Origin of the sequence: Paraburkholderia caffeinilytica (assembly GCF_003368325.1) — a bacterium.
Lineage (GTDB): Bacteria > Pseudomonadota > Gammaproteobacteria > Burkholderiales > Burkholderiaceae > Paraburkholderia > Paraburkholderia caffeinilytica.
Window position 1 is genome coordinate 2,671,255 of record NZ_CP031467.1, and the last position, 19,877, is coordinate 2,691,131.

Annotated in this window: 17 protein-coding genes; 7 read left to right on the plus strand and 10 right to left on the minus strand. The window is 63.8% G+C overall.

Annotation, left to right across the window (positions count from 1 at the left end; all coding sequences use genetic code 11):
• Positions 1–30: 30 nt before the first annotated feature.
• From secF to queA, 5 genes are all read right to left on the minus strand, one after another.
• Complete coding sequence (secF, locus tag DSC91_RS28285; RefSeq protein ID WP_115781881.1) at positions 31–981, minus strand: protein translocase subunit SecF; 951 nt, start codon at positions 979–981, stop codon at positions 31–33.
• 18 nt (positions 982–999) lie between these two features.
• The gene (gene secD, locus DSC91_RS28290; RefSeq protein ID WP_115781882.1) at positions 1,000–3,048 is read right to left on the minus strand and encodes a protein translocase subunit SecD; all 2,049 of its coding nucleotides are present in this window, start codon (positions 3,046–3,048) and stop codon (positions 1,000–1,002) included.
• Positions 3,049–3,166: 118 nt separating this feature from the next.
• The gene (gene yajC / locus DSC91_RS28295) at positions 3,167–3,496 is read right to left on the minus strand and encodes a preprotein translocase subunit YajC (protein WP_007179286.1); all 330 of its coding nucleotides are present in this window, start codon (positions 3,494–3,496) and stop codon (positions 3,167–3,169) included.
• A 206-nt stretch (positions 3,497–3,702) separates the two neighbouring features.
• Positions 3,703–4,908 carry a tRNA guanosine(34) transglycosylase Tgt gene (gene tgt / locus DSC91_RS28300; RefSeq protein ID WP_115781883.1) on the minus strand — a complete coding sequence of 402 codons (1,206 nt, stop codon included), beginning with the start codon at positions 4,906–4,908 and terminating at the stop codon, positions 3,703–3,705.
• A gap of 290 nt (positions 4,909–5,198) precedes the next feature.
• Positions 5,199–6,257: a tRNA preQ1(34) S-adenosylmethionine ribosyltransferase-isomerase QueA gene (gene queA / locus DSC91_RS28305; protein ID WP_115781884.1), complete on the minus strand. Its 1,059-nt coding sequence runs from the start codon at positions 6,255–6,257 to the stop codon at positions 5,199–5,201.
• 148 nt (positions 6,258–6,405) lie between these two features.
• Between queA and recG the strand changes: the two genes are divergently transcribed.
• The 7 genes from recG (at position 6,406) to ubiA (ending at position 13,646) form a co-directional block, all read left to right on the plus strand.
• Positions 6,406–8,724: an ATP-dependent DNA helicase RecG gene (gene recG / locus DSC91_RS28310; RefSeq protein ID WP_115781885.1), complete on the plus strand. Its 2,319-nt coding sequence runs from the start codon at positions 6,406–6,408 to the stop codon at positions 8,722–8,724.
• A gap of 68 nt (positions 8,725–8,792) precedes the next feature.
• Positions 8,793–9,752, plus strand: a complete 960-nt coding sequence (locus tag DSC91_RS28315; RefSeq protein WP_115781886.1) for a LysR substrate-binding domain-containing protein — start codon at positions 8,793–8,795, stop codon at positions 9,750–9,752.
• A 183-nt stretch (positions 9,753–9,935) separates the two neighbouring features.
• Complete coding sequence (locus DSC91_RS37925; protein WP_167470527.1) at positions 9,936–10,085, plus strand: hypothetical protein; 150 nt, start codon at positions 9,936–9,938, stop codon at positions 10,083–10,085.
• Positions 10,086–10,155: 70 nt separating this feature from the next.
• On the plus strand, positions 10,156–11,610 hold the full coding sequence (locus tag DSC91_RS28320; protein ID WP_115781887.1) for a catalase: 1,455 nt from the start codon (positions 10,156–10,158) through the stop codon (positions 11,608–11,610).
• 80 nt (positions 11,611–11,690) lie between these two features.
• The gene (locus DSC91_RS37930; protein WP_167470528.1) at positions 11,691–11,852 is read left to right on the plus strand and encodes a hypothetical protein; all 162 of its coding nucleotides are present in this window, start codon (positions 11,691–11,693) and stop codon (positions 11,850–11,852) included.
• 154 nt (positions 11,853–12,006) lie between these two features.
• The gene (locus tag DSC91_RS28325; protein WP_115781888.1) at positions 12,007–12,495 is read left to right on the plus strand and encodes a Dps family protein; all 489 of its coding nucleotides are present in this window, start codon (positions 12,007–12,009) and stop codon (positions 12,493–12,495) included.
• Positions 12,496–12,782: 287 nt separating this feature from the next.
• Complete coding sequence (ubiA, locus tag DSC91_RS28330; RefSeq protein WP_115781889.1) at positions 12,783–13,646, plus strand: 4-hydroxybenzoate octaprenyltransferase; 864 nt, start codon at positions 12,783–12,785, stop codon at positions 13,644–13,646.
• A gap of 288 nt (positions 13,647–13,934) precedes the next feature.
• Here the strand turns inward: ubiA and proC are convergent, their stop codons facing one another.
• From proC to DSC91_RS28355, 5 genes are all read right to left on the minus strand, one after another.
• Positions 13,935–14,750 (minus strand): pyrroline-5-carboxylate reductase, encoded by an 816-nt coding sequence (gene proC / locus DSC91_RS28335; protein WP_115781890.1) that lies wholly within the window; start codon positions 14,748–14,750, stop codon positions 13,935–13,937.
• Positions 14,751–14,805: 55 nt separating this feature from the next.
• Entirely contained in the window at positions 14,806–15,504 is a 699-nt protein-coding gene (locus DSC91_RS28340) for a YggS family pyridoxal phosphate-dependent enzyme (protein WP_115781891.1), read from the minus strand.
• A 204-nt stretch (positions 15,505–15,708) separates the two neighbouring features.
• Positions 15,709–16,935, minus strand: coding sequence for a glycolate oxidase subunit GlcF (gene glcF, locus DSC91_RS28345; RefSeq protein ID WP_115781892.1), 1,227 nt, complete (start codon positions 16,933–16,935; stop codon positions 15,709–15,711).
• 8 nt (positions 16,936–16,943) lie between these two features.
• A complete protein-coding gene (glcE, locus tag DSC91_RS28350) occupies positions 16,944–18,032 on the minus strand; it encodes a glycolate oxidase subunit GlcE (RefSeq protein WP_115781893.1) in 1,089 nt (362 codons plus the stop codon).
• 269 nt (positions 18,033–18,301) lie between these two features.
• Entirely contained in the window at positions 18,302–19,795 is a 1,494-nt protein-coding gene (locus tag DSC91_RS28355) for an FAD-linked oxidase C-terminal domain-containing protein (protein ID WP_115781894.1), read from the minus strand.
• Between the last annotated feature and the right edge of the window lie 82 nt (positions 19,796–19,877).

The window sequence follows — 19,877 nt, forward strand, 5'->3', positions numbered from 1 at the left end:
TTCTTATTGCGACTTCCAGCTACAGCAAGCTCAAACCTGTGCGCCTGCGTTTGGATCGTCCGGATCGACGCGTTCCTTCTTGTCCTTGATCAGGTCTTCGCGCTTTACGCCGAGCCACATGGCGAGCGCCGCGGCGACGAACACCGACGAGTAGATACCGAACAGAATACCGACCGTCAGCGCCAGAGCGAAGTAGTGCAGCGTCGGGCCGCCGAACAGGAACATCGACAGCACCATCATCTGCGTGCAGCCGTGGGTGATGATCGTGCGCGACATGGTGCTGGTGATCGCGTGGTTGATCACCTCGATCACGGTCAGCTTGCGTTCGCGGCGGAAGGTTTCGCGAATCCGGTCGAAGATAACGACGGATTCGTTCACCGAGTAGCCGAGCACCGCGAGCACCGCGGCGAGCACCGACAGCGAAAACTCCCACTGGAAGAACGCGAAGAAGCCGAGAATGATGATCACGTCGTGCAAGTTGGCGATCACGCCGGCCACGGCGTATTTCCACTCAAAGCGGAACGACAGGTAGATCACGATGCCGACCACCACGCAGGCCAGCGCGAGCAGGCCGTCGGTAGCGAGTTCCTTGCCGACCTGCGGGCCGACGAACTCGACGCGCTGCAGCTGCACTTGCGGATCCTGGCCCTTCAGCGCGCCCATCACCTGATCGCTCTGTTGAGCCGACGTGTAGCCTTGCTTGAGCGGCAGACGGATCAGCACGTCGCGCGAGGTGCCGAAGTTCTGCACCTGCGCGTCGGCATAGCCGAGCTTGTTGAGCGTGCCACGTACCGGTTCGAGCGGTGCGGCCCCCGGATACTGCACTTCGATGACCGTACCGCCGGTGAATTCCACCGACAGATGCAGCCCGCGATGCAGCAGGAAAAACACGGCGGCGACGAACGTCAGCAGCGAGATTGCGTTGAACAGCAACGCACGCTGCATGAACGGAATGTCTTTGCGAAAACGGAAAAATTCCATGGTCTTGTTCTCCGGGACTCAGCGGGATGAACCCGGTTTCTGCGGCGTGTTCGACGAACCCGACGCGTCGCGGCGGCGCACGGTCGGCTTGGCGCGCGCCTGGGCCGCAACTTTGGCTTTGGGCTTGGCGCTGGCCGCGGCGACGGCTCGTGCTGTGTCGGTCGCGGCGTCATCGTTGCCGAGGTAGGCGGCAGCGCCGTCGATGCCTTCCGGCTGCGGACGCCACACCTGACCGATGGCCAGCGACTTGAGCTTCTTCTTGCCGCCGTACCAGAGGTTCACGAGGCCACGCGAGAAGAACACGGCCGAGAACATGGAGGTCAGGATGCCGATACAGTGGACCATCGCGAAGCCGCGCACCGGGCCGGAGCCGAAGGCGAGCAGCGCGAGGCCGGCGATCAGCGTGGTGACGTTCGAGTCGAGAATCGTCGCCCATGCGTGCGCGTAGCCGTTCTGGATCGCCAGTTGCGGCGGCGCGCCGTTACGCAGTTCTTCGCGCACGCGCTCGTTGATCAGCACGTTCGCGTCGATCGCCATACCGAGCGCGAGCGCGATAGCGGCGATACCCGGCAAGGTGAGCGTGGCCTGCAACATGGACAGCACGGCGATCAGCAGCAACAGGTTGACCGACAGGCCGATCATCGAGATCACGCCGAACAGCATGTAGTACGCGATCATGAAGACGGCGATTGCCGCGAAGCCCCATACCACCGAGTGGAAGCCCTTCTTGATGTTGTCCGCGCCGAGGCTCGGGCCGATCGTGCGTTCTTCGATGATGTCCATTGGCGCGGCCAGCGAACCGGCGCGCAGCAGCAGTGCGAGGTCGGCGGCGCCTTGCGGCGTGGCCTGGCCGGTGATCTGGAAGCGATCGCCCAGTTCCGACTGGATCGTCGCCACCGTCAGCACTTCGCCCTTGCCCTTTTCGAACAGCACCATCGCCATCGGCTTGCCGATGTTGTCGCGCGAGACGCTGCGCACCGCGCGGCCACCCGCCGAATCCAGCCGGATATTCACCGACGGACGCTGGTGCTCGTCGAAACCTGCCGACGCGTCGATGATGCGGTCACCCGTGAAGATGATCTGCTTGCGCAGCAGGACCGGCGTCTGATTGCCTTGCGTGAACAGCTCGTCGCCCGGCGGCACCGGATCGGACGGATTCGGGTGCGTGTTCACCGGGTCGGCGAGGCGCGCTTCGAGCGTTGCCGTGCGGCCGATGATGTCCTTCGCCTTCGCCGTGTCCTGCACACCCGGCAGTTCGACGACGATACGGTCCGAGCCTTGCTGCTGGATCACCGGCTCGGCCACGCCGAGTTCGTTCACGCGGTTATGCAGTGTGGTGATGTTCTGCTTGAGCGCTGCGTCCTGCACGGCTTTCTGCACCACTGGCGTGAACGTGCCGACCAGTTGCACCCCGCCGTCCGGGTTCGCTTGCGAGGCCCACTGGAGTTCGCTGATGCCGCGGCCCAGTTGTTTGGATGCCGCGTCCGCCGTAGCCTGGTCGGCGAAATTGATCACCACCGTCTGGTTGACGCGGTTCACGCCGCCGTCGCGGATGTTGTTGTCACGCAGCATGGTGCGTGCATCCGATGCGTCGGAGTCGAGCTTCTTGTTCAGCGCGCCGGCCATGTCGACCTGCAGCAGGAAGTGCACGCCGCCGCGCAAGTCCAGGCCCAGGTACATCGGCAGCGCATGCAGGGCGGTCAGCCAGCGCGGCGACGCGCTTTGCAGGTTCAGTGCAACGATGAATTGCGGGTCGGTCGGGTCGCTGTTCAGCGACTTCTGCAACAGGTCCTTCACGCGCAATTGCGTGTCGGTGTCGAGGAGACGCACGCGGATGTTCGCGTTGGTCGACGAGTTGTCGAACGTGACGTCGTCAGGCTTGATCTGATTGGCGGCAAGCGCCGCTTCGACTGCCGACAGCGTGGTCGAGTCGAGCTTGACCGTTGCCTTGCCGCTCGACACCTGCACCGCCGGCGCTTCGCCGAACAGATTGGGCAGCGTGTACACGAGGCCGATGACCAGAGCCACCAGCATCACGGCGTATTTCCAGAGGGGGTAGCGATTCATGAGTGGTCCAACGGGAAGGTTGGCTTGGAAGCGATGCGTCCGGCGATGAGCGCGGGCAGTTCGGCGTTGTTTCGCGAGAACCGCCGGCGAGGCCGCGCCGGACGCGAGAGAGCAGGCCTTACAGCGACTTGATCGTGCCCTTCGGGAGAATCGTCGTGACCGACGCTTTTTGCACGGTGATCTCCGTGCCTTCCGAGATTTCGACGCCGACGTAAGCCTCGCCCACCTTGGTCACCTTGCCGACGATGCCGCCATTCGTCACCACTTCGTCGCCCTTGGCCATGGCGGCGAGCATGTTGCGGTGCTCCTTCTGGCGCTTCATTTGCGGGCGAATCATGATGAAGTACAGCACGCCGAACATCAGGATCAGCGGCAGGAAGCTCATCAGGTTCGATTCAATGCCACCTGTTGCTGTGCCTTGGGCGAAGGCATTGGAAATGAACGACACGTTGGTCTCTCCGTTATAAATCAAAACGATCAAAAAAATCAGCCGGTTATTCTACCACCGGCCAGACAAGGCTCGGCGCGGCGAATCGGCTTTGCGATCAACCGTTTAAAGCCTTTTTTGCTGCGCACGAAAGTTAATTGTAAGGTTTTCCGTGCGAAGCCGGCCGATTCGTCCGGCAAATTCGTCAGCTGATTTCCGGCTACCGGCTAGTCGATGCCGCGCGCACGGTTCTCGTGGAAGCGCTTGCGGAAAGGCTCGAACAGTTTTGCGTCGATCGCGTCGCGCATTTCCTGCATCAATTCGAGGTAGTAGTGCAGGTTGTGAATCGTGTTCAACTGCGCACCGAGGATTTCCCCTACACGATGCAGATGGTGCAGGTAGCCACGGGTGAAATTTCGGCAGGTGTAGCAGCCGCATTGCTCGTCGAGCGGGCGCAGCGAGTTTTTGTGCACGGCGTTACGGATCTTGATGTCGCCGAAGCGGGTGAAGAGCCAGCCGTTGCGCGCATTGCGGGTCGGCATCACGCAGTCGAACATGTCGACGCCGGCGGCCACGCCCGCCACCAGGTCTTCCGGCGTGCCGACGCCCATCAGGTAGTGCGGCTTGTCGGCCGGCAGCTTCGGGCCGATGTGGTTCAGCACGCGCATCATGTCTTCTTTCGGTTCGCCGACCGAGAGGCCGCCGATCGCGAGGCCATGGAAATCCATCTCCGCGAGGCCCGCCAGCGATTCGTCGCGCAGGTCTTCGAACATACCGCCCTGGACGATGCCAAAGAGGGCATTCGGATTGCCGAGGCGATTGAATTCGTCGATCGAGCGCTGGGCCCAGCGCATCGACATGCGCATCGAATCGGCCGCCTCCTGATGCGAGGTCGGCACATTGTTGGTTGCGTAGGGCGTGCATTCGTCGAACTGCATGACGATGTCCGAGTTCAGCACCTTCTGGATCTGCATCGACACTTCCGGCGACAGGAAGAGCTTGTCGCCGTTGATCGGCGATGCGAACGTGACGCCATCTTCGGTGATCTTGCGCAGATCGCCGAGCGAAAATACCTGAAAACCACCCGAATCCGTCAGGATCGGCTTCTTCCAGCCCATGAAGCCGTGCAGGCCGCCGTGCGCCTCGATCGTTTCCAGGCCCGGGCGCAGCCACAGGTGGAAGGTGTTGCCGAGGATGATCTGCGCGTGCATTTCCTCGAGCTCGCGCGGCTGGACTGCCTTCACCGTGCCGTACGTGCCGACCGGCATGAAAATCGGCGTTTCGACTACGCCGTGATTCAGCGTGACGCGCCCGCGGCGGGCTTGCCCGTCGGTGCCGAGCAGTTCGAACTTGAGGCCGTTTTCAGGGCGCTCGCCTTGGCTCGCGCAGGTAGTGCAGGTACCGCTTGTATCGTGGGTATGACCGTCGGTCATGGGGACTCCTGTGCCACCGGAGAACAGCCTTGCATGGGACCGGAATAAGCGCTGAAGCGCTAACTCCGGATCGACAAGTCCGGCGCAAATGATGAACGCCGCCGGGTAGGCCACGGCGGCTGGGTAAAGAAAACTCGAAATGCAGCGCCGATCTGCTGTTGCACGTGAGTGCAGGAGAGGTCAGCGACGACCTGCCGCTACACCAACGTAGCAAGGAGCGGCAGACTACCGCGCGCGCTGCCGGCGCGCAACGCTATCGCACGGGATATCCCTGTGCGACACGGAACATGTCAAACGTCGCGGCGCGTCAGCAGCATCGCGTCGCCATAACTGAAGAAGCGGTAACGCTGTTCGATCGCATGCCGATACGCCGCGCGGATGGTTTCAACGCCCGCGAACGCCGACACCAGCATCAGCAACGTCGACTTCGGCAAATGGAAATTGGTCACCAGCCGGTCAACCACGCGGAATGGGTAACCGGGCGTGATGAAGATGTCGGTTTCCGTGCTGGCCGCGCCGAGCGGGCGTCCGGCGGCTTCGGCATCGCGCGCGGCGGCTTCGAGCGCGCGCATCGACGTCGTGCCCACCGCGATCACGCGGTTGCCGCGCGCCCGCGTCGCCGCGATCTTGTCGGCGAGCGATTGCGGCAGGTGATACCACTCGCTGTGCATCTTGTGTTCGGCCAGATTTTCCACTCGCACCGGCTGGAATGTGCCGGCGCCGACGTGCAGCGTCAGCGTCGCGCGTTCCACGCCGCGGGCGTCGAGTCGCGCCAGCAGCGCGTCGTCGAAATGCAGGCCGGCGGTGGGCGCGGCCACCGCGCCCGGATTTTGCGCGAACACCGTCTGGTAACGGGTTTCGTCGGTTGCGTCGGGATCGTGCTCGATGTACGGCGGCAGCGGCAGGCGGCCGAATTGCTCGATCAGCGTCAGGCAGTCGTCGGGGAAGTGCAGCGTGTAGAACGGCTCGACGCGTTCGCCGACTGTCACGTCGAACGCGTTGGCGAGACGGATCGTGGTGCCCGGCTGCGGACTCTTGCTCGCACGGATCTGCGCGAGCGCCGTGCGTTCGCCGGTCAGGCGCTCTACCAGCACTTCGATCTTGCCGCCACTGGCCTTCTGGCCGAGGAAGCGCGCCTTCAGGACTTTGGTATCGTTGAACACCAGCAGATCGCCGGGCGCGATGCACTCGGGTAACTCGGCAAAACGGCGGTCGATCAGGCGCGCGGCGTCGGGGGCATCGGCCGTGTTGGCTACTTCGAGCAGACGGCTGGCGCTGCGCTCGGGCAGCGCGACTTGCGCGATCAGCTCGGGCGGCAGATCGAAATCGAAATCGGAAAGCGTAAACATGCGGACGACTGAAAGCGAATTGGGACTGAATTGAGCCGAAGCCGGAGCCGGGCGGCTATGATTGCGGGACGCCGGAGCGGCCCGCGAGCCCGCGCGCTGATTGGCGGCGACACCTTTGACAGCCGATATTGTACTTGCGAAGCAACCCATGCCTTTGTCCGAACGCCGATTGCCCTCCGCTACCGACGAAGTGAGCGCCGAGCCGAAGCGCCGCGTCTCGCGGGGCAAGGCAGCGGCGGCGGGCGTCAACGACCTCGCCGCGGGTGCCGCGCTGGAGAGCGGCAAGACCGCGCGTGAAGGTGGGATTGCCGACCCATTCGGTGACAAGCCCGCCGGCAAATCCGTGGGCAGAGCCACCGGGAAGGCGGCTGCCGAAGCCGGCGCCAAATCCACCACCAAACCCGCGGCCAAACCCGTCGACAAGCTCGCCAAACTCGGCCTCACGCGCGACATCGATCTGGTGTTGCATCTGCCGATGCGCTACGAAGACGAGACCTCGCTGACGCCGATCGGGCATCTGCTGCCGGGCGGCATCGCGCAAACAGAAGGCGTGGTGTTCGACAACGAGATCGCCTATCGCCCGCGCCGGCAGTTGCTGGTGAAACTGCGCGACGATGCCGGAGACGAACTCGTTCTCCGCTTTCTGAATTTCTACGGCTCGCAGGTCAAGCAGATGGCGATCGGCGCGCGGCTGCGCGTGCGCGGCGACGTGCGCGGCGGCTTCTTCGGCGTGGAGATGGTGCACCCGGCAGTGCGTGTGGTGGACGAAGACACGCCACTGCCGCAGGCGCTCACGCCGGTGTATCCGAGCACGGCAGGCGTGACGCAGGCGTATCTGCGCAAGTCGATCGACAACGCATTGTCGCGCACCTCGTTGCCGGAGCTGCTGCCCGAGCCGATCGCGCAAGCTTATTTGCAGCCGCTCGGCGTGCCTGCGCTGATGGAGGCGGTGCGCACGCTGCATCACCCGGGTGTGCAGTCCGATGAAACCGCGTTGATCGACGGCACGCATCCGGCGTGGGTGCGCATCAAGTTCGAGGAATTGCTGGCGCAGCAGATGTCCTTGAAGCGCGCCCATGACGAGCGCCGTACGCGTGCGGCGCCGGCCATGCCGCGCCGCAAGCTGGGCGATGAATCGGCGCTGGTGGCGCGTTTGCTGAAGGCGCTGCCGTTTTCGCTGACGGCGGCGCAAGAGCGCGTGGGTGGCGAGATCGCGCTCGATCTGACGCAGCCTCATCCGATGCAGCGGTTGCTGCAGGGCGATGTCGGCAGCGGCAAGACAATCGTGGCCGCGCTGGCCGCGGCCCAGGCGATCGACGCCGGCTACCAGGCCGCGCTGATGGCGCCGACCGAAATCCTGGCTGAACAGCACGCGCGCAAATTGCGCGGCTGGCTGGAGCCGCTCGGCGTAAGCGTCGCGTGGCTCGCCGGCAGTCTGAAGACCAGGGAAAAGCGCGCCGCGATCGAAGCGGCGGCGCTCGGCACCGCGCAACTCGTCATCGGCACGCACGCGATCATCCAGGACGCGGTCGAGTTTGCGCGGCTGGGCCTTGTGATCGTCGACGAACAGCATCGCTTCGGCGTGGCGCAGCGCCTCGCCTTGCGCGCCAAGGCGCAGAACGCCGCCGACGGCGCGCACGATTTCCAGCCGCATCAATTGATGATGTCCGCCACGCCGATTCCGCGCACGCTGGCGATGACCTACTACGCCGACCTCGATGTCTCGACCATCGACGAATTGCCGCCTGGACGCACGCCGATTCTGACCAAGCTCGTTTCCGACGCACGCCGCGAGGAGGTGATCGGCCGGGTCCGCGAGGCTGCGCTGACGGGGCGCCAGGTGTACTGGGTGTGTCCGCTGATCGAGGAAAGCGAGACCTTGCAGCTGCAGACCGCGGTCGAGACCTACGAGACGCTGGTGGCCGCGTTGCCCGAATTGAATGTCGGTCTCGTGCACGGACGTCTCGCGCCGGCGGAGAAGGCTGCCGTGATGGATGCGTTCACGCGCAACGAGGTGCAGTTGCTGGTGGCGACGACGGTGATCGAAGTGGGCGTCGATGTGCCGAATGCGTCGCTGATGGTGATCGAGCATGCCGAGCGGTTCGGTCTCGCGCAGTTGCATCAGTTGCGCGGGCGGGTGGGGCGCGGAAGTGCCGCGTCGGTCTGCGTGCTGCTCTATACCGGGCCGCTGTCGATGACGGCGCGGGCGCGCCTGCAGACCATGCGGGAGACGACTGACGGATTCGAAATCGCCCGGCGCGACCTGGAGATTCGCGGTCCGGGCGAATTTCTGGGCGCCCGGCAGTCGGGTGCGGCCATGTTGAGATTTGCCGATCTCCAGAATGATCAGTGGCTCATCGAGCCGGCCAGAGAGGCCGCCGCGGCTTTGCTCGCGACGTATCCGGACGTGGTGATGCAGCATCTGACCCGCTGGCTGGGCGCTCGCGAGCAATATTTGAAGGCCTAGGTTGGCGAACCGACCCTATCGGTGTATAACTAGAACCTATCGAACTCATCGCACTGATTGGTCCCCCAATGACGCTCACCGAATTGAAATATATCGTCGCGGTTGCCCGCGAGCGGCACTTCGGCCGGGCCGCCGAAGCGTGTTTCGTTAGCCAGCCGACCTTGTCGGTGGCAATCAAAAAGCTCGAAGACGAGCTCAACGTCCAGATTTTCGAGCGCGGCACCAGCGAAGTCAGTGTCACGCCGATCGGCGAACAGATCGTCACGCAAGCGCAGCGCGTCCTCGAGCAAACGCTCGCCATCAAAGAGATCGCGAAACAGGGCAAAGACCCGCTGGTCGGGCCGTTGCGCCTCGGCGTCATCTATACGATCGGGCCGTATCTCCTGCCTACGCTCGTCAAACAGATGATCCAGCGCGTTCCGCAGATGCCGCTGATGCTGCAGGAAAATTACACGGTCAAGCTGATCGAACTGCTCAAACAGGGCGAAATCGACGTCGCCATCATGGCACTGCCGTTCCCGGAAACGGGTCTCATGCAACGCCCGCTCTATGACGAACCGTTTGTCGTCGCCCTGCCTTCCGGTCACGCGTGGGAAAACCGCACGAAGATCGACGCCGAGGATCTGAAGCAGGAAACCATGCTGCTGCTCGGCAGCGGGCACTGCTTCCGCGACCACGTGCTGGGCGTCTGTCCGGAACTGATGCGTTTCTCGCAGAACGCGGACGGCATCCAGAAGACCTTCGAAGGTTCGTCGCTGGAAACCATCCGTCATATGGTGGCGAGCGGCGTCGGTATTACCGTGCTGCCGCGCATGTCGGTGCAGGAGGTCAAGCCGCACGCCGGCGGTATCGACGCGGGTCTGCTCAGCTATGTCGCCTTCGACGAGCCGGTGCCGGATCGCCGCGTCGTGCTTGCCTGGCGCAAGAGCTTCACGCGGATGCCCGCGATCGACGCCATTTGCGACGCCATCAACGCCTGCGATCTGACGGGCGTCAAAAAGCTCGATCTGCCTGTCGCCGTCAATTAAAGGGCCACGCCCGCACCCAGGCCGGACCGCCGCGCACTCTCTGCGCGCCGGTTCGGCGGCGCCCAAGGCGCCGATGGTCGCAATCCCTATCGAATAGATATAATTAATCAAACACGATAATTCGATAGGGTTGTTATAGTTTCCTCCATGGATCGCCCGATCCCACCAGACCCGGAGGAAATCATGACGCAATCGAACTCGCAACCAGTCCAAACCGTCGCCACCCAACCGGCTCGTATCGCCACCGGCAGCACCGGCACTTTCGCCGCTTCGGTGCGCAGCATACGCACGGTCGCCGTGTCCTTGCTGGTCGATCGGGCCTTGTCCGCATAAGCCGTCAGCATCGGCGCGCCGCACCTCTCCCCACATTTCGTTTCCGATAAAAGCCACTCAGGAGTCACGCATGTCCGAACGTAAGCTCACCAATGCAGCCGGCGCACCCATCGCCGACAACCAGAATTCGATGACCGCCGGCGCGCGCGGTCCGGTCGTCTTGCAAGACGTCTGGCTGCTCGAAAAACTCGCTCATTTCGACCGTGAAGTGATTCCGGAACGCCGCGTTCATGCCAAAGGTTCGGGCGCATTCGGCACGCTGAAGGTCACGCACGACATCTCGCGTTTCACGAAGGCGAAAGTGTTCGCCGAGGTCGGCAAGGACACGCCGGTCTTCATGCGATTCTCGACGGTGGCGGGCGAACGCGGCGCCGCCGACGCGGAACGCGACGTGCGCGGTTTCTCCATCAAGTTCTACACGGAGGAAGGCAACTGGGACGTGGTCGGCAATAACACGCCGGTGTTCTTCATCCGCGATCCGCTGAAGTTCCCGGACTTCATCCACACGCAAAAGCGCGACCCGTACACCAACATGCGCAGCAATGTCGCGGCGTGGGATTTCTGGTCGCGCCATCCGGAGTCGCTGCATCAGGTCACCATCCTGATGAGCGATCGTGGAATTCCGCAGAACTACCGCCAGATGCACGGTTTCGGCTCGCACACGTACTCGTTCATCAACGCGAACAATGAGCGCTTCTGGGTGAAGTTCCACTTCAAGTCGATGCAGGGCGTTGAGAACTTTACCGATGCCGAAGCGGCGCAAGTGGTCGCACAGAATCGTGAAAGCGCGCAACACGATCTGCTCACGAGCATCGAGGCAGGCAACTTCCCGAGATGGCGTTTTGCCATTCAGGTGATGCCGGAAGCGGAAGCCGCCGCCTATCGCTTCAATCCATTCGACATCACGAAGGTGTGGTCGCAGAAGGATTACCCGTTGATCGACGTCGGCACGATCGAGTTGAACCGCAACGCGGCGAACTACTTCGCGGACGTGGAGCAGGCAGCATTCACGCCGGCCAACGTGGTGCCGGGGATCGGCTTCTCGCCGGACCGTCTGTTGCAAGGCCGTTTGTTCTCGTATGGCGACACGCAGCGCTATCGTCTCGGCGTCAATCACCATCAGATTCCGGTGAATGCACCGCGCTGCCCGGTCCACCATTCGTTTCATCGCGACGGCGCGATGCGCACGGACGGCAACCTCGGCGGCAATGTGAACTACGAGCCGAATCGCTTCGGCGACTTCGCGCAGGACAGCAACGCGGCGGAGCCGCCGCTCGCAGCGGGCACGGTCGATCGCTACGATCATCGGCTGGACGAGGACTACTACACGCAGCCGGGCATGTTGTTTGCGCTCTTCGATGCGGCACAGCGTCAGCGGTTGTTCGACAACATTGCGCGCCATATCGACGGTGTGCCGCAAGAGATCGTCGCGCGTCAGATCGAGCATTTCCGCCGTGCCGATCCGGCCTATGCGGAAGGCGTGATCGCCGCGATAGCCGAACTCGCCGAAGGCGGCAAGAAGTAATCAGTCGAAGTGAGTCGATGCAGCAGGGCGGGGCGCAACGGGGCCCCGCCGGTATTGATACGAATCGAGGAAGCACGATCATGATCCAGATGATGATGTCCACCATTGGCGGCTCGTCGGCCGCCCGCGGCACGCACCGGCACCACGCATCGATGCTGCGCAAGGCCGTGGGATTCGCGATCGTCCTGAGCGGACTCGTGGTGATCGTTGCGCAAGCCGTGCAACATGCGCTCGGTGGGTGATTGAACGGCAGGCCGTGGGTGCCGCGAGCGACCACGCGTCACACGAACGCAACGGCTTTCCAGGCTAAACTGGCGGGCGTTCGGCGCGCCGGCTTTGCTATCCGCGCGCCGTCACTCTACCGATCGGTTCGTATCGCTCTTCAAAGGAGTCATCATGGCCAAGAAAGAAACCGTACAGCACGTCAATATCGGCATCAGCGACAAGGATCGCAAGAAGATTGCGGAAGGTCTGTCGCGATTGCTCGCCGACACCTACACCCTCTACCTGAAAACCCACAACTTCCACTGGAACGTGACGGGTCCGATGTTCAACACGCTGCATCTGATGTTCGAAACGCAGTACAACGAGTTGTCGCTCGCGGTCGATTCGATCGCTGAACGTATTCGCGCACTGGGCGTGCATGCGCCGGGCAGCTACAAGGAATTCGCGAAGCTGTCGTCGATTCCGGAAGCGGACGGCGTGCCGGGTGCGGAAGACATGATCCGCCAACTGGTGGAAGGTCAGGAAGCCGTGGTGCGCACCGCGCGCGCGATTTTCCCGTCGACGGAAGCCGCCAACGACGAGCCGACCGCCGACCTGCTGACGCAACGCATGCAGACGCATGAAAAGACCGCGTGGATGCTGCGCTCCATGCTGGCTTGAATGCCCTGGCGTTCCGGGCGTAGTGCCCGGAATTTCAGCGCCGTGCCTGAGCGTGGCGTTGAATCGTTGAATGGCAACACCAACAAAGCCTCCCTTTGCGGGAGGCTTTGTTTTTTTGAGGTGCAGGTTTTCGGCTGTGAGCTTCGGGGTTCAACTCGGACCTGGCGTTGGTCTTGATGCTGGTTTCGGTTTTGGCGCTCGGCATTTTCGCCTTGCTTGCCCGAAGGCTGCCTGACGTCCGCATCCCGTAAAATAGCGGCACTGTCTGCACTTCACCGAATCCGCCCATGTTCGCCCGACTTCCCCTGTATCTGCGCCTCGTCCGCATGGACAAGCCGATCGGCAGCCTGCTGCTGCTGTGGCCGACGCTCAACGCGCTGTGGATCGCGTCCAACGGTCATCCGTCGTGGCCGCTGCTGGCGATCTTTACGGTGGGTACGGTGTTGATGCGCTCGGCGGGTTGCGCGATCAACGACTACGCCGATCGCGACTTCGATCGCTACGTGAAGCGCACGGAAAACCGGCCGATCACCTCGGGCAAGATCAAGGCATGGGAAGCGGTGGCGCTGGCGGCCGGCTTGTCGCTGCTAGCCTTTCTGCTGATTCTGCCGCTGAATACGCTGACCAAGGAGTTGTCGGTGGCGGCGCTGTTCGTTGCCGGTTCGTATCCGTTCACGAAGCGCTTCTTTGCGATTCCGCAGGCTTATCTGGGCATCGCGTTCGGCTTCGGCATTCCGATGGCGTTCGCCGCAGTTCAGGATCACGTGCCGATGCTCGCGTGGGTCATGCTGCTGGCCAACGTGTTCTGGTCGGTTGCGTACGACACGGAATACGCGATGGTCGATCGCGACGACGACATCAAGATCGGCATCCGCACGTCGGCGCTGACGTTCGGCCGCTTCGACGTGGCGGCGATCATGCTGTGCTATGCGGTGACGCTGGGAATTTACGTCGGCATCGGCATGATGCTCGGCTTTGGCGTGTTGTATTGGCTGGGATGGGCGGCGGCGGCGGGTTGCGCGATCTATCACTACACGCTGATCCGCAATCGCGAGCGCATGGCGTGCTTCGCGGCGTTCCGTCATAACAACTGGCTGGGCGGCGCGTTGTTTGTCGGCATTGCCGCGCATTACGCTGCTGCTTCGTTGTAGTTCTTCTGGTTTTTTTCATGGCTCGCGCCATAGAAGCCGGCTTGTTTTAATTCTTCCGCGCTTCTTCATACCCCGGCCATATAAGCTACTTTGGTTTGAACCGCGCCGAGCAGCCCCTCTTGCGGCGCGGACGCCGCCCGGGTTCTATCCGGGGCGCAGCGTCGCTTTACGTACACTCCTTCCAGACGGCCAGACGGCCAGACGGCCAGACGGCCAGACGGCCAGACGGCCAGCCGCCAAGCGCCAAGCGCCAAGGGCCAAGCGCCAAGCGCCAGCCACCAACCGCGCTTACAGCTTGCCGAACTCGTCGCCCATTTCCCTGGCGCGTGCATCGGCGGCGAGTACGCCGCGCACAATCGCGTCCTTGATCCCGCTAGCGTCGAACGACGTCAGCGCGGCCGCCGTGGTGCCACCCTTCGACGTCACCCGTTCGCGCAGCAGGCTCGGCGGCTCGTCCGAGTTCGCGGCCAATTGTGCCGCACCGGTGAAGGTCGCGACGGCCAACGCGCGGCCTTGCGCTTCATCCATGCCGAGCTGGCGCGCGGCCTCCTGCAACGCTTCGATGAAATAAAACACGTAAGCGGGGCCACTGCCCGAGATCGCGGTGACGGCGTCGATCTTCGCTTCGTCGTCGAACCAGACGGTTTCACCGACTGCGCCCAGCACCTGCGATGCGAGCGCGCGGCCGGCTTCGTCGACGCTGCCGGTCGCAACCAGGCCCGTGACGCCCATGCCGATCAGCGCCGGCGTATTCGGCATGACGCGCACGATGCGCGCGTGGCCGTTCAGCCAGCGCGACATGTCATCCATGCGAATGCCCGCGACGATGCTGATCGCCAGTTGCGGCGCCGTCAGATACGGCGCCAGCGCCTCGGCGACGCTCTTCAGGATCTGCGGCTTCACCGCCAGCACGACGGCATCGTACGACGCGAGCGCGGCGTCCGCGGCAGCGCCGGTCTTGATGCCGAATTGCTGCTCGTTGCGTTTGCGCGCGTCTTCGTTGGGGTCGATTGCGTACAGGTCAGCGGGCGCGACGCCGCGCTTGATGAGACCGCCGATCAACGCCGCAGCCATATTGCCGCCGCCGATAAAAGCAATTTTCATGATGTTCCGAAAGAAGTGCCGTGAGGTGTCGAGAAAAGGAAAAGGCCTGAAACGGTCAGTGAGCGTAGTCGCGCGCGCCGAAGATCGCGGTGCCGACGCGCACGATCGTCGCGCCTTCCAGCACGGCGGCTTCGAGGTCGCTCGACATGCCCATCGACAGCGTATCGAGTTCGAGGCCGTCGTTACGCAGACGCTCGAACAGTTCACGCAGTTGCCGATGCGGCACGCGCTGCTCTTCGATGCTGCCGACCGGCTCCGGAATCGCCATCAGGCCGCGCAGATTCAGCTTCGGCAGCGCGGCGATTGCCTGCGCGACCTCCACGGCCTCGGGAATGCTCACACCGCTTTTCGACGCTTCGCCGCTAATGTTGATCTGCAGGCAGACGTTCAACGGCGGCAGGTTGTCCGGGCGCTGCTCCGATAGCCGCTGTGCGATCTTCAGGCGGTCGACCGAATGCACCCAGTCGAAATTCTCGGCAACCGGCCGCGTCTTGTTCGATTGCAGCGGTCCGATGAAATGCCATTCGAGCGAAGTGCGCAGATCGGCCAGCGCGTCGATCTTGGCAATGGATTCCTGCACGTAGTTTTCACCGAACGCGCGTTGGCCGGCCGTGTGGGCGGCGCGCACGTCTTCGGCGGGGAACGTCTTCGAGACCGCGAGCAGGGCGATCGAGCGCGGGTCGCGTTCGGCCGCCTGCGCGGCTTGGGCGATGCGCTGCCGCACCGCTTCGAGGTTGTGAATCAGATCGGGCATGGAACGGATCCGGAAATCCAGCGAAAGGCGATGGTCGAATTATACGGACGCCGCCTTATACCGTTGCGGACCTGATCGGCAATGCCGCCAACCAGGTCGGGAACTCCGCTGGGCAGCCGGGTTGCGGCCTGTTGCAGGAGCGAAGGCGGTCACCGTGACGTGTACCGCAAGCCACGTGCCGCGCTTGCCTCAAAATCGATCGCCTCAAGCGGACAGCATGTGCTCCACCAGTTCGATCCAATGCGCGACCGGCGTGGACGTGCCGCTTTGCAGATGCGCAATGCAGCCGACATTCGCCGACACGATCACCTGCGGCTCCTGCGCCTGCAGCCGCTCGAGCTTCTGATCGCGCAGCGCGTACGAGAGCTTGGGTTGGGTCAGCGAATAAGTGCCGGCCGAGCCGCAGCAGAGATGATTGTCGGCGGGCAGACGCACTTCCACGCCGAGCGCCGTCAGCAGATGTTCGACCTTGCCGCGCACCTGCTGGCCGTGCTGCAAGGTGCACGGCGGATGGAATGCGACCGTATGGATCGCGCGGCGGCGCGTCACGGCAACGAGCGCTTCCTCGAATTCCGGCAGGATCTCCGCGACGTCGCGCGTCAGCTCGGTCACGCGGCGCGCCTTTTCCGCATACGCAGGGTCGTTGCGCAGCAGATGCGCGTATTCCTTGACCGTCGCGCCGCAGCCGGACGCGTTCATCACGATCGCTTCGACACCTTGTTCGATATACGGCCACCAGGCGTCGATGTTGGCGCGCAGGTCGTCGAGCGCTTCTTCGTTGTAGCCCAGATGCAGACGGATCGCCCCGCAACAGCCGGCTTCCGGCGCGATCAACGTTTCCACGCCGAGCGCGTCGAGCACCCGCGCCGTCGCGACGTTGACGTTCGGCATCATCGACGGTTGCACGCAGCCCGCGAGCATCAGCATCTTGCGCGGATGGTTCGCGGTGGGCCATTCGAGCGGACGCTGCCGCGCGGGCACCTTGTCGCGCAGTTTTCTGGGCAGCAGCGGGCGGATATGCTGACCGAGGCGCATGGTCGGCGTGAACAATGCGCTGTTTGGCACGAAGCTCGCGAGCAGCCGGCGCACCATCCGCTGACGGAGCGGACGGGTGACTTTTTCCTCGGTGATCTTGCGGCCGATCTCGACCAGCCTGCCGTATTGAACGCCGGACGGGCAGGTGGTCTCGCAGCTGCGGCACGTGAGGCAGCGGTCCAGATGAACCTGGGTGCTGCGCGTGACCGCCGCGCCTTCGACCATCTGCTTGATCAGATAGATGCGGCCGCGTGGGCCGTCGAGTTCGTCGCCGAGTATCTGATAGGTCGGGCACGTCGCCGTGCAGAAACCGCAATGCACGCAATTGCGCAGGATGGCGTCGGCTTCGTCGCCATCGGGCGTGTTGCGAATGAAGTCCGCGAGGTTGGTTTGCATCGCGTCGCTCAGAAGTCGGGGTAGAGGCGGCCGCGATTGAAGATGCGGGCCGGGTCGAAGGCGGTTTTCAGGCCGCGATGGATTTTCATGAGCGGTGCGGGCAGCGGCGTGAAGACCCCGGCGCTGCGGTCGTAGCCATAGCCGGTACGAAAGATGGTGGCGTGGCCGCCGGCCTGTTTGGCGCTGATGCGCACGGTTTGCGCGTCGGTGTCGGTGATCCACCAGCGCTGGCCGCCGCCCCATTCCATCAATTGCGCGCCGGGCAATTGCATCGGCTCGGTGATCGACGGCAGGGCGAGGCGCCATAGCGCGGCCTTCGGCGGGATCGCTGCAAAGAACGAGTCGGTCTGTTCGCGCAAGCCGGCCCAGAAACGCTCCGCCTCAACGGCATCGACGACTTCGCCGCCGAGCGCGGTGCGCGCTGCCTTGACCGCGGCTTCCGCACCGCCCATGCGCACAGCCAGCGTGCCGTGGCGCCATGCGCTCGCCGTGATCGGCAGTGGGCGGCCGCCCCATTCGTTGAGCTTGCGGACCGCGTCGGTGCCGTTCATGTCGAACTTGAGCGTGGCTTCGGCCTGCGGCAGCGGCAGCACTTTGATCGACAGTTCGAGGATCAGCCCAAGGGTGCCCAGCGAACCCGCCATCAAGCGGGAGACGTCGTACCCGGCGACGTTCTTCACCACCTGGCCGCCAAAATGCAGCGTCTGGCCCTGGCCGTTCATGATGACGGCGCCCAGTACGAAGTCGCGCGCCGCACCGGCGGACGGGCGGCGTGGACCGGCAATGCCCGCCGCGATGCAGCCGCCGAAGGTAGCCTGCGGCCCGAAGTGCGGCGGTTCGAAGGCGAGCATCTGATGATGTTCGGCGAGCGCGGCCTCGATCTCCAGCAGGGGCGTGCCCGCGCGCGCCGTGATGACCAGTTCGGCCGGGTCGTAGGCGATGATGCCGCGATAAGCGCGCGTGTCGAGGATGTCACCTTCCAGCGTCTGACCGTACCAGTCTTTGGTGCCGCCGCCACGGATGCGCAATGTGCGCCCTTCGGCGCTGGCTGAACGCACGCGTTCAGACCAAATGGCGACGATGTCGTCCTCTTCCATGGTGTCCTGCGTCGTTGTGTTTCGATTGATTGTACCGGGCGGGGGCGCGCTGGCAACCCGGAACGGACCCGCATCCGGGTAATCAGGGTGGGAGCCCGTAAGCGCTGCGGGCGCGGGTCATGCGGGATGGATCGGCGGGGAACTTGCGTGCGGGGGAGCGGGCGGCGCGGCATGCGGGCGTTCCGCGATCCGGACAGGCCCAGCCGCGCGGGACGGCCGTGCCATGCGACGCTGCCGGGCCGCCCTCGGCCGGCAGCGTCGCATGCCTCCTAGAACCGCGGCAGCTCCGGATGCGGCAGCAAGCCGCCGCGCACATGCATCTTGCCGTACTCGGCGCAACGCGCACGAGTGGGAATGCCCTTGTCTGGATTGAGCAGGCCCGGCGCGTCAAAGGCACGCTTGACGGCGTGGAACGCATCGCGCTCTTCGGGCGAAAACTGCACGCACATCGAATTGATTTTCTCGATGCCCACGCCATGCTCGCCGGTTACCGTGCCGCCCAGTTCGACGCACGTCTCGAGAATGTCGCAACCGAACGCTTCGGCCCGGTGCCACTCGTCCATATCGTTGCCGTTGAACAGGATCAGCGGATGCATGTTGCCGTCGCCGGCATGGAACACATTGATGCAGCGCAGACCGTATTTCTTCTCCATGACTTCGATGCGCGCCAGCAGCGGTCCGATACTGCGGCGCGGCACGGTGCCGTCCATGCAGTAGTAGTCGGGCGAAATGCGTCCTGCTGCCGGAAACGCGTTTTTGCGCCCGGACCAGAAGCGCAGCCGTTCATTCTCCGAGCGCGAAATCTGGATGCGGGTTGCGCCCTGTTCGCGCAGCACCGCGGTCATGCGCACGATCTCGTCGGCGACTTCTTCAGGCGTGCCGTCCGATTCGCACAGCAGGATCGCCGCCGCGTCGAGGTCGTAGCCCGCGTTGACGAACTCCTCGACGGCGCGCGTAGCCGGTTTGTCCATCATCTCCAAACCCGCCGGAATGATGCCTGAGGCAATGATGCCGGCGACGGCGTCGCCGCCTTTCACGACGTCGTCGAAACTGGCCATGATGACCTGCGCCGTTTGCGGCTTGGGGATCAGCTTGACGGTGACTTCGGTGACGATCGCGAACATGCCTTCACTGCCGATCAGCACCGCGAGCAGATCGAGCCCGGGCGCGTCAGGCCCGAGCGAGCCGAATTCAACGATGTCGCCTTCCATTGTCACGGCGCGCACACGCAGCACGTTGTGCACGGTCAGGCCGTATTTGAGGCAGTGCACGCCGCCCGAATTCTCGGAGACGTTGCCGCCGATCGTGCAGGCGATCTGCGACGACGGATCGGGTGCGTAGTAAAGGCCGTAGGGCGCGGCGGCTTCGGAGATCGACAGATTGCGCACGCCCGGCTGCACGGTCGCGGTCCGGGCGTACGGGTCGACTTCGACGATCTTGCGGAAGCGGGCGAGCGACACCACCACGCCGTGGCGAATCGGCATCGCTCCGCCGGACAAACCGGTGCCCGCGCCGCGCGGGACGATCGGCACGTCGAGCCGGTGGCAGATCTGCACGATGCGCTGGACCTGCGATTCCGTCTCGGGCAATGCGACTGCGAGCGGCAGACGCCTGTACGCAGCGAGGCCGTCGCATTCGTAGGCAACGGTGTCTTCTTCTCGATACAGCAGACAGTGGTTCGGCAGTACCGCCATCAACGCCTGCACGACTTCGCGCTGGCGCTGGGCGAGAACTTCGGCCGTCAGTTCGACGGGTGCGTTCATATGACTTGTCTCCTGGTGTCCTTCACCCTGCGTGCCCGGTCAAGCCTGGTTGTGCGGCTGCGGACGTTGCTGCTGCCGCTGT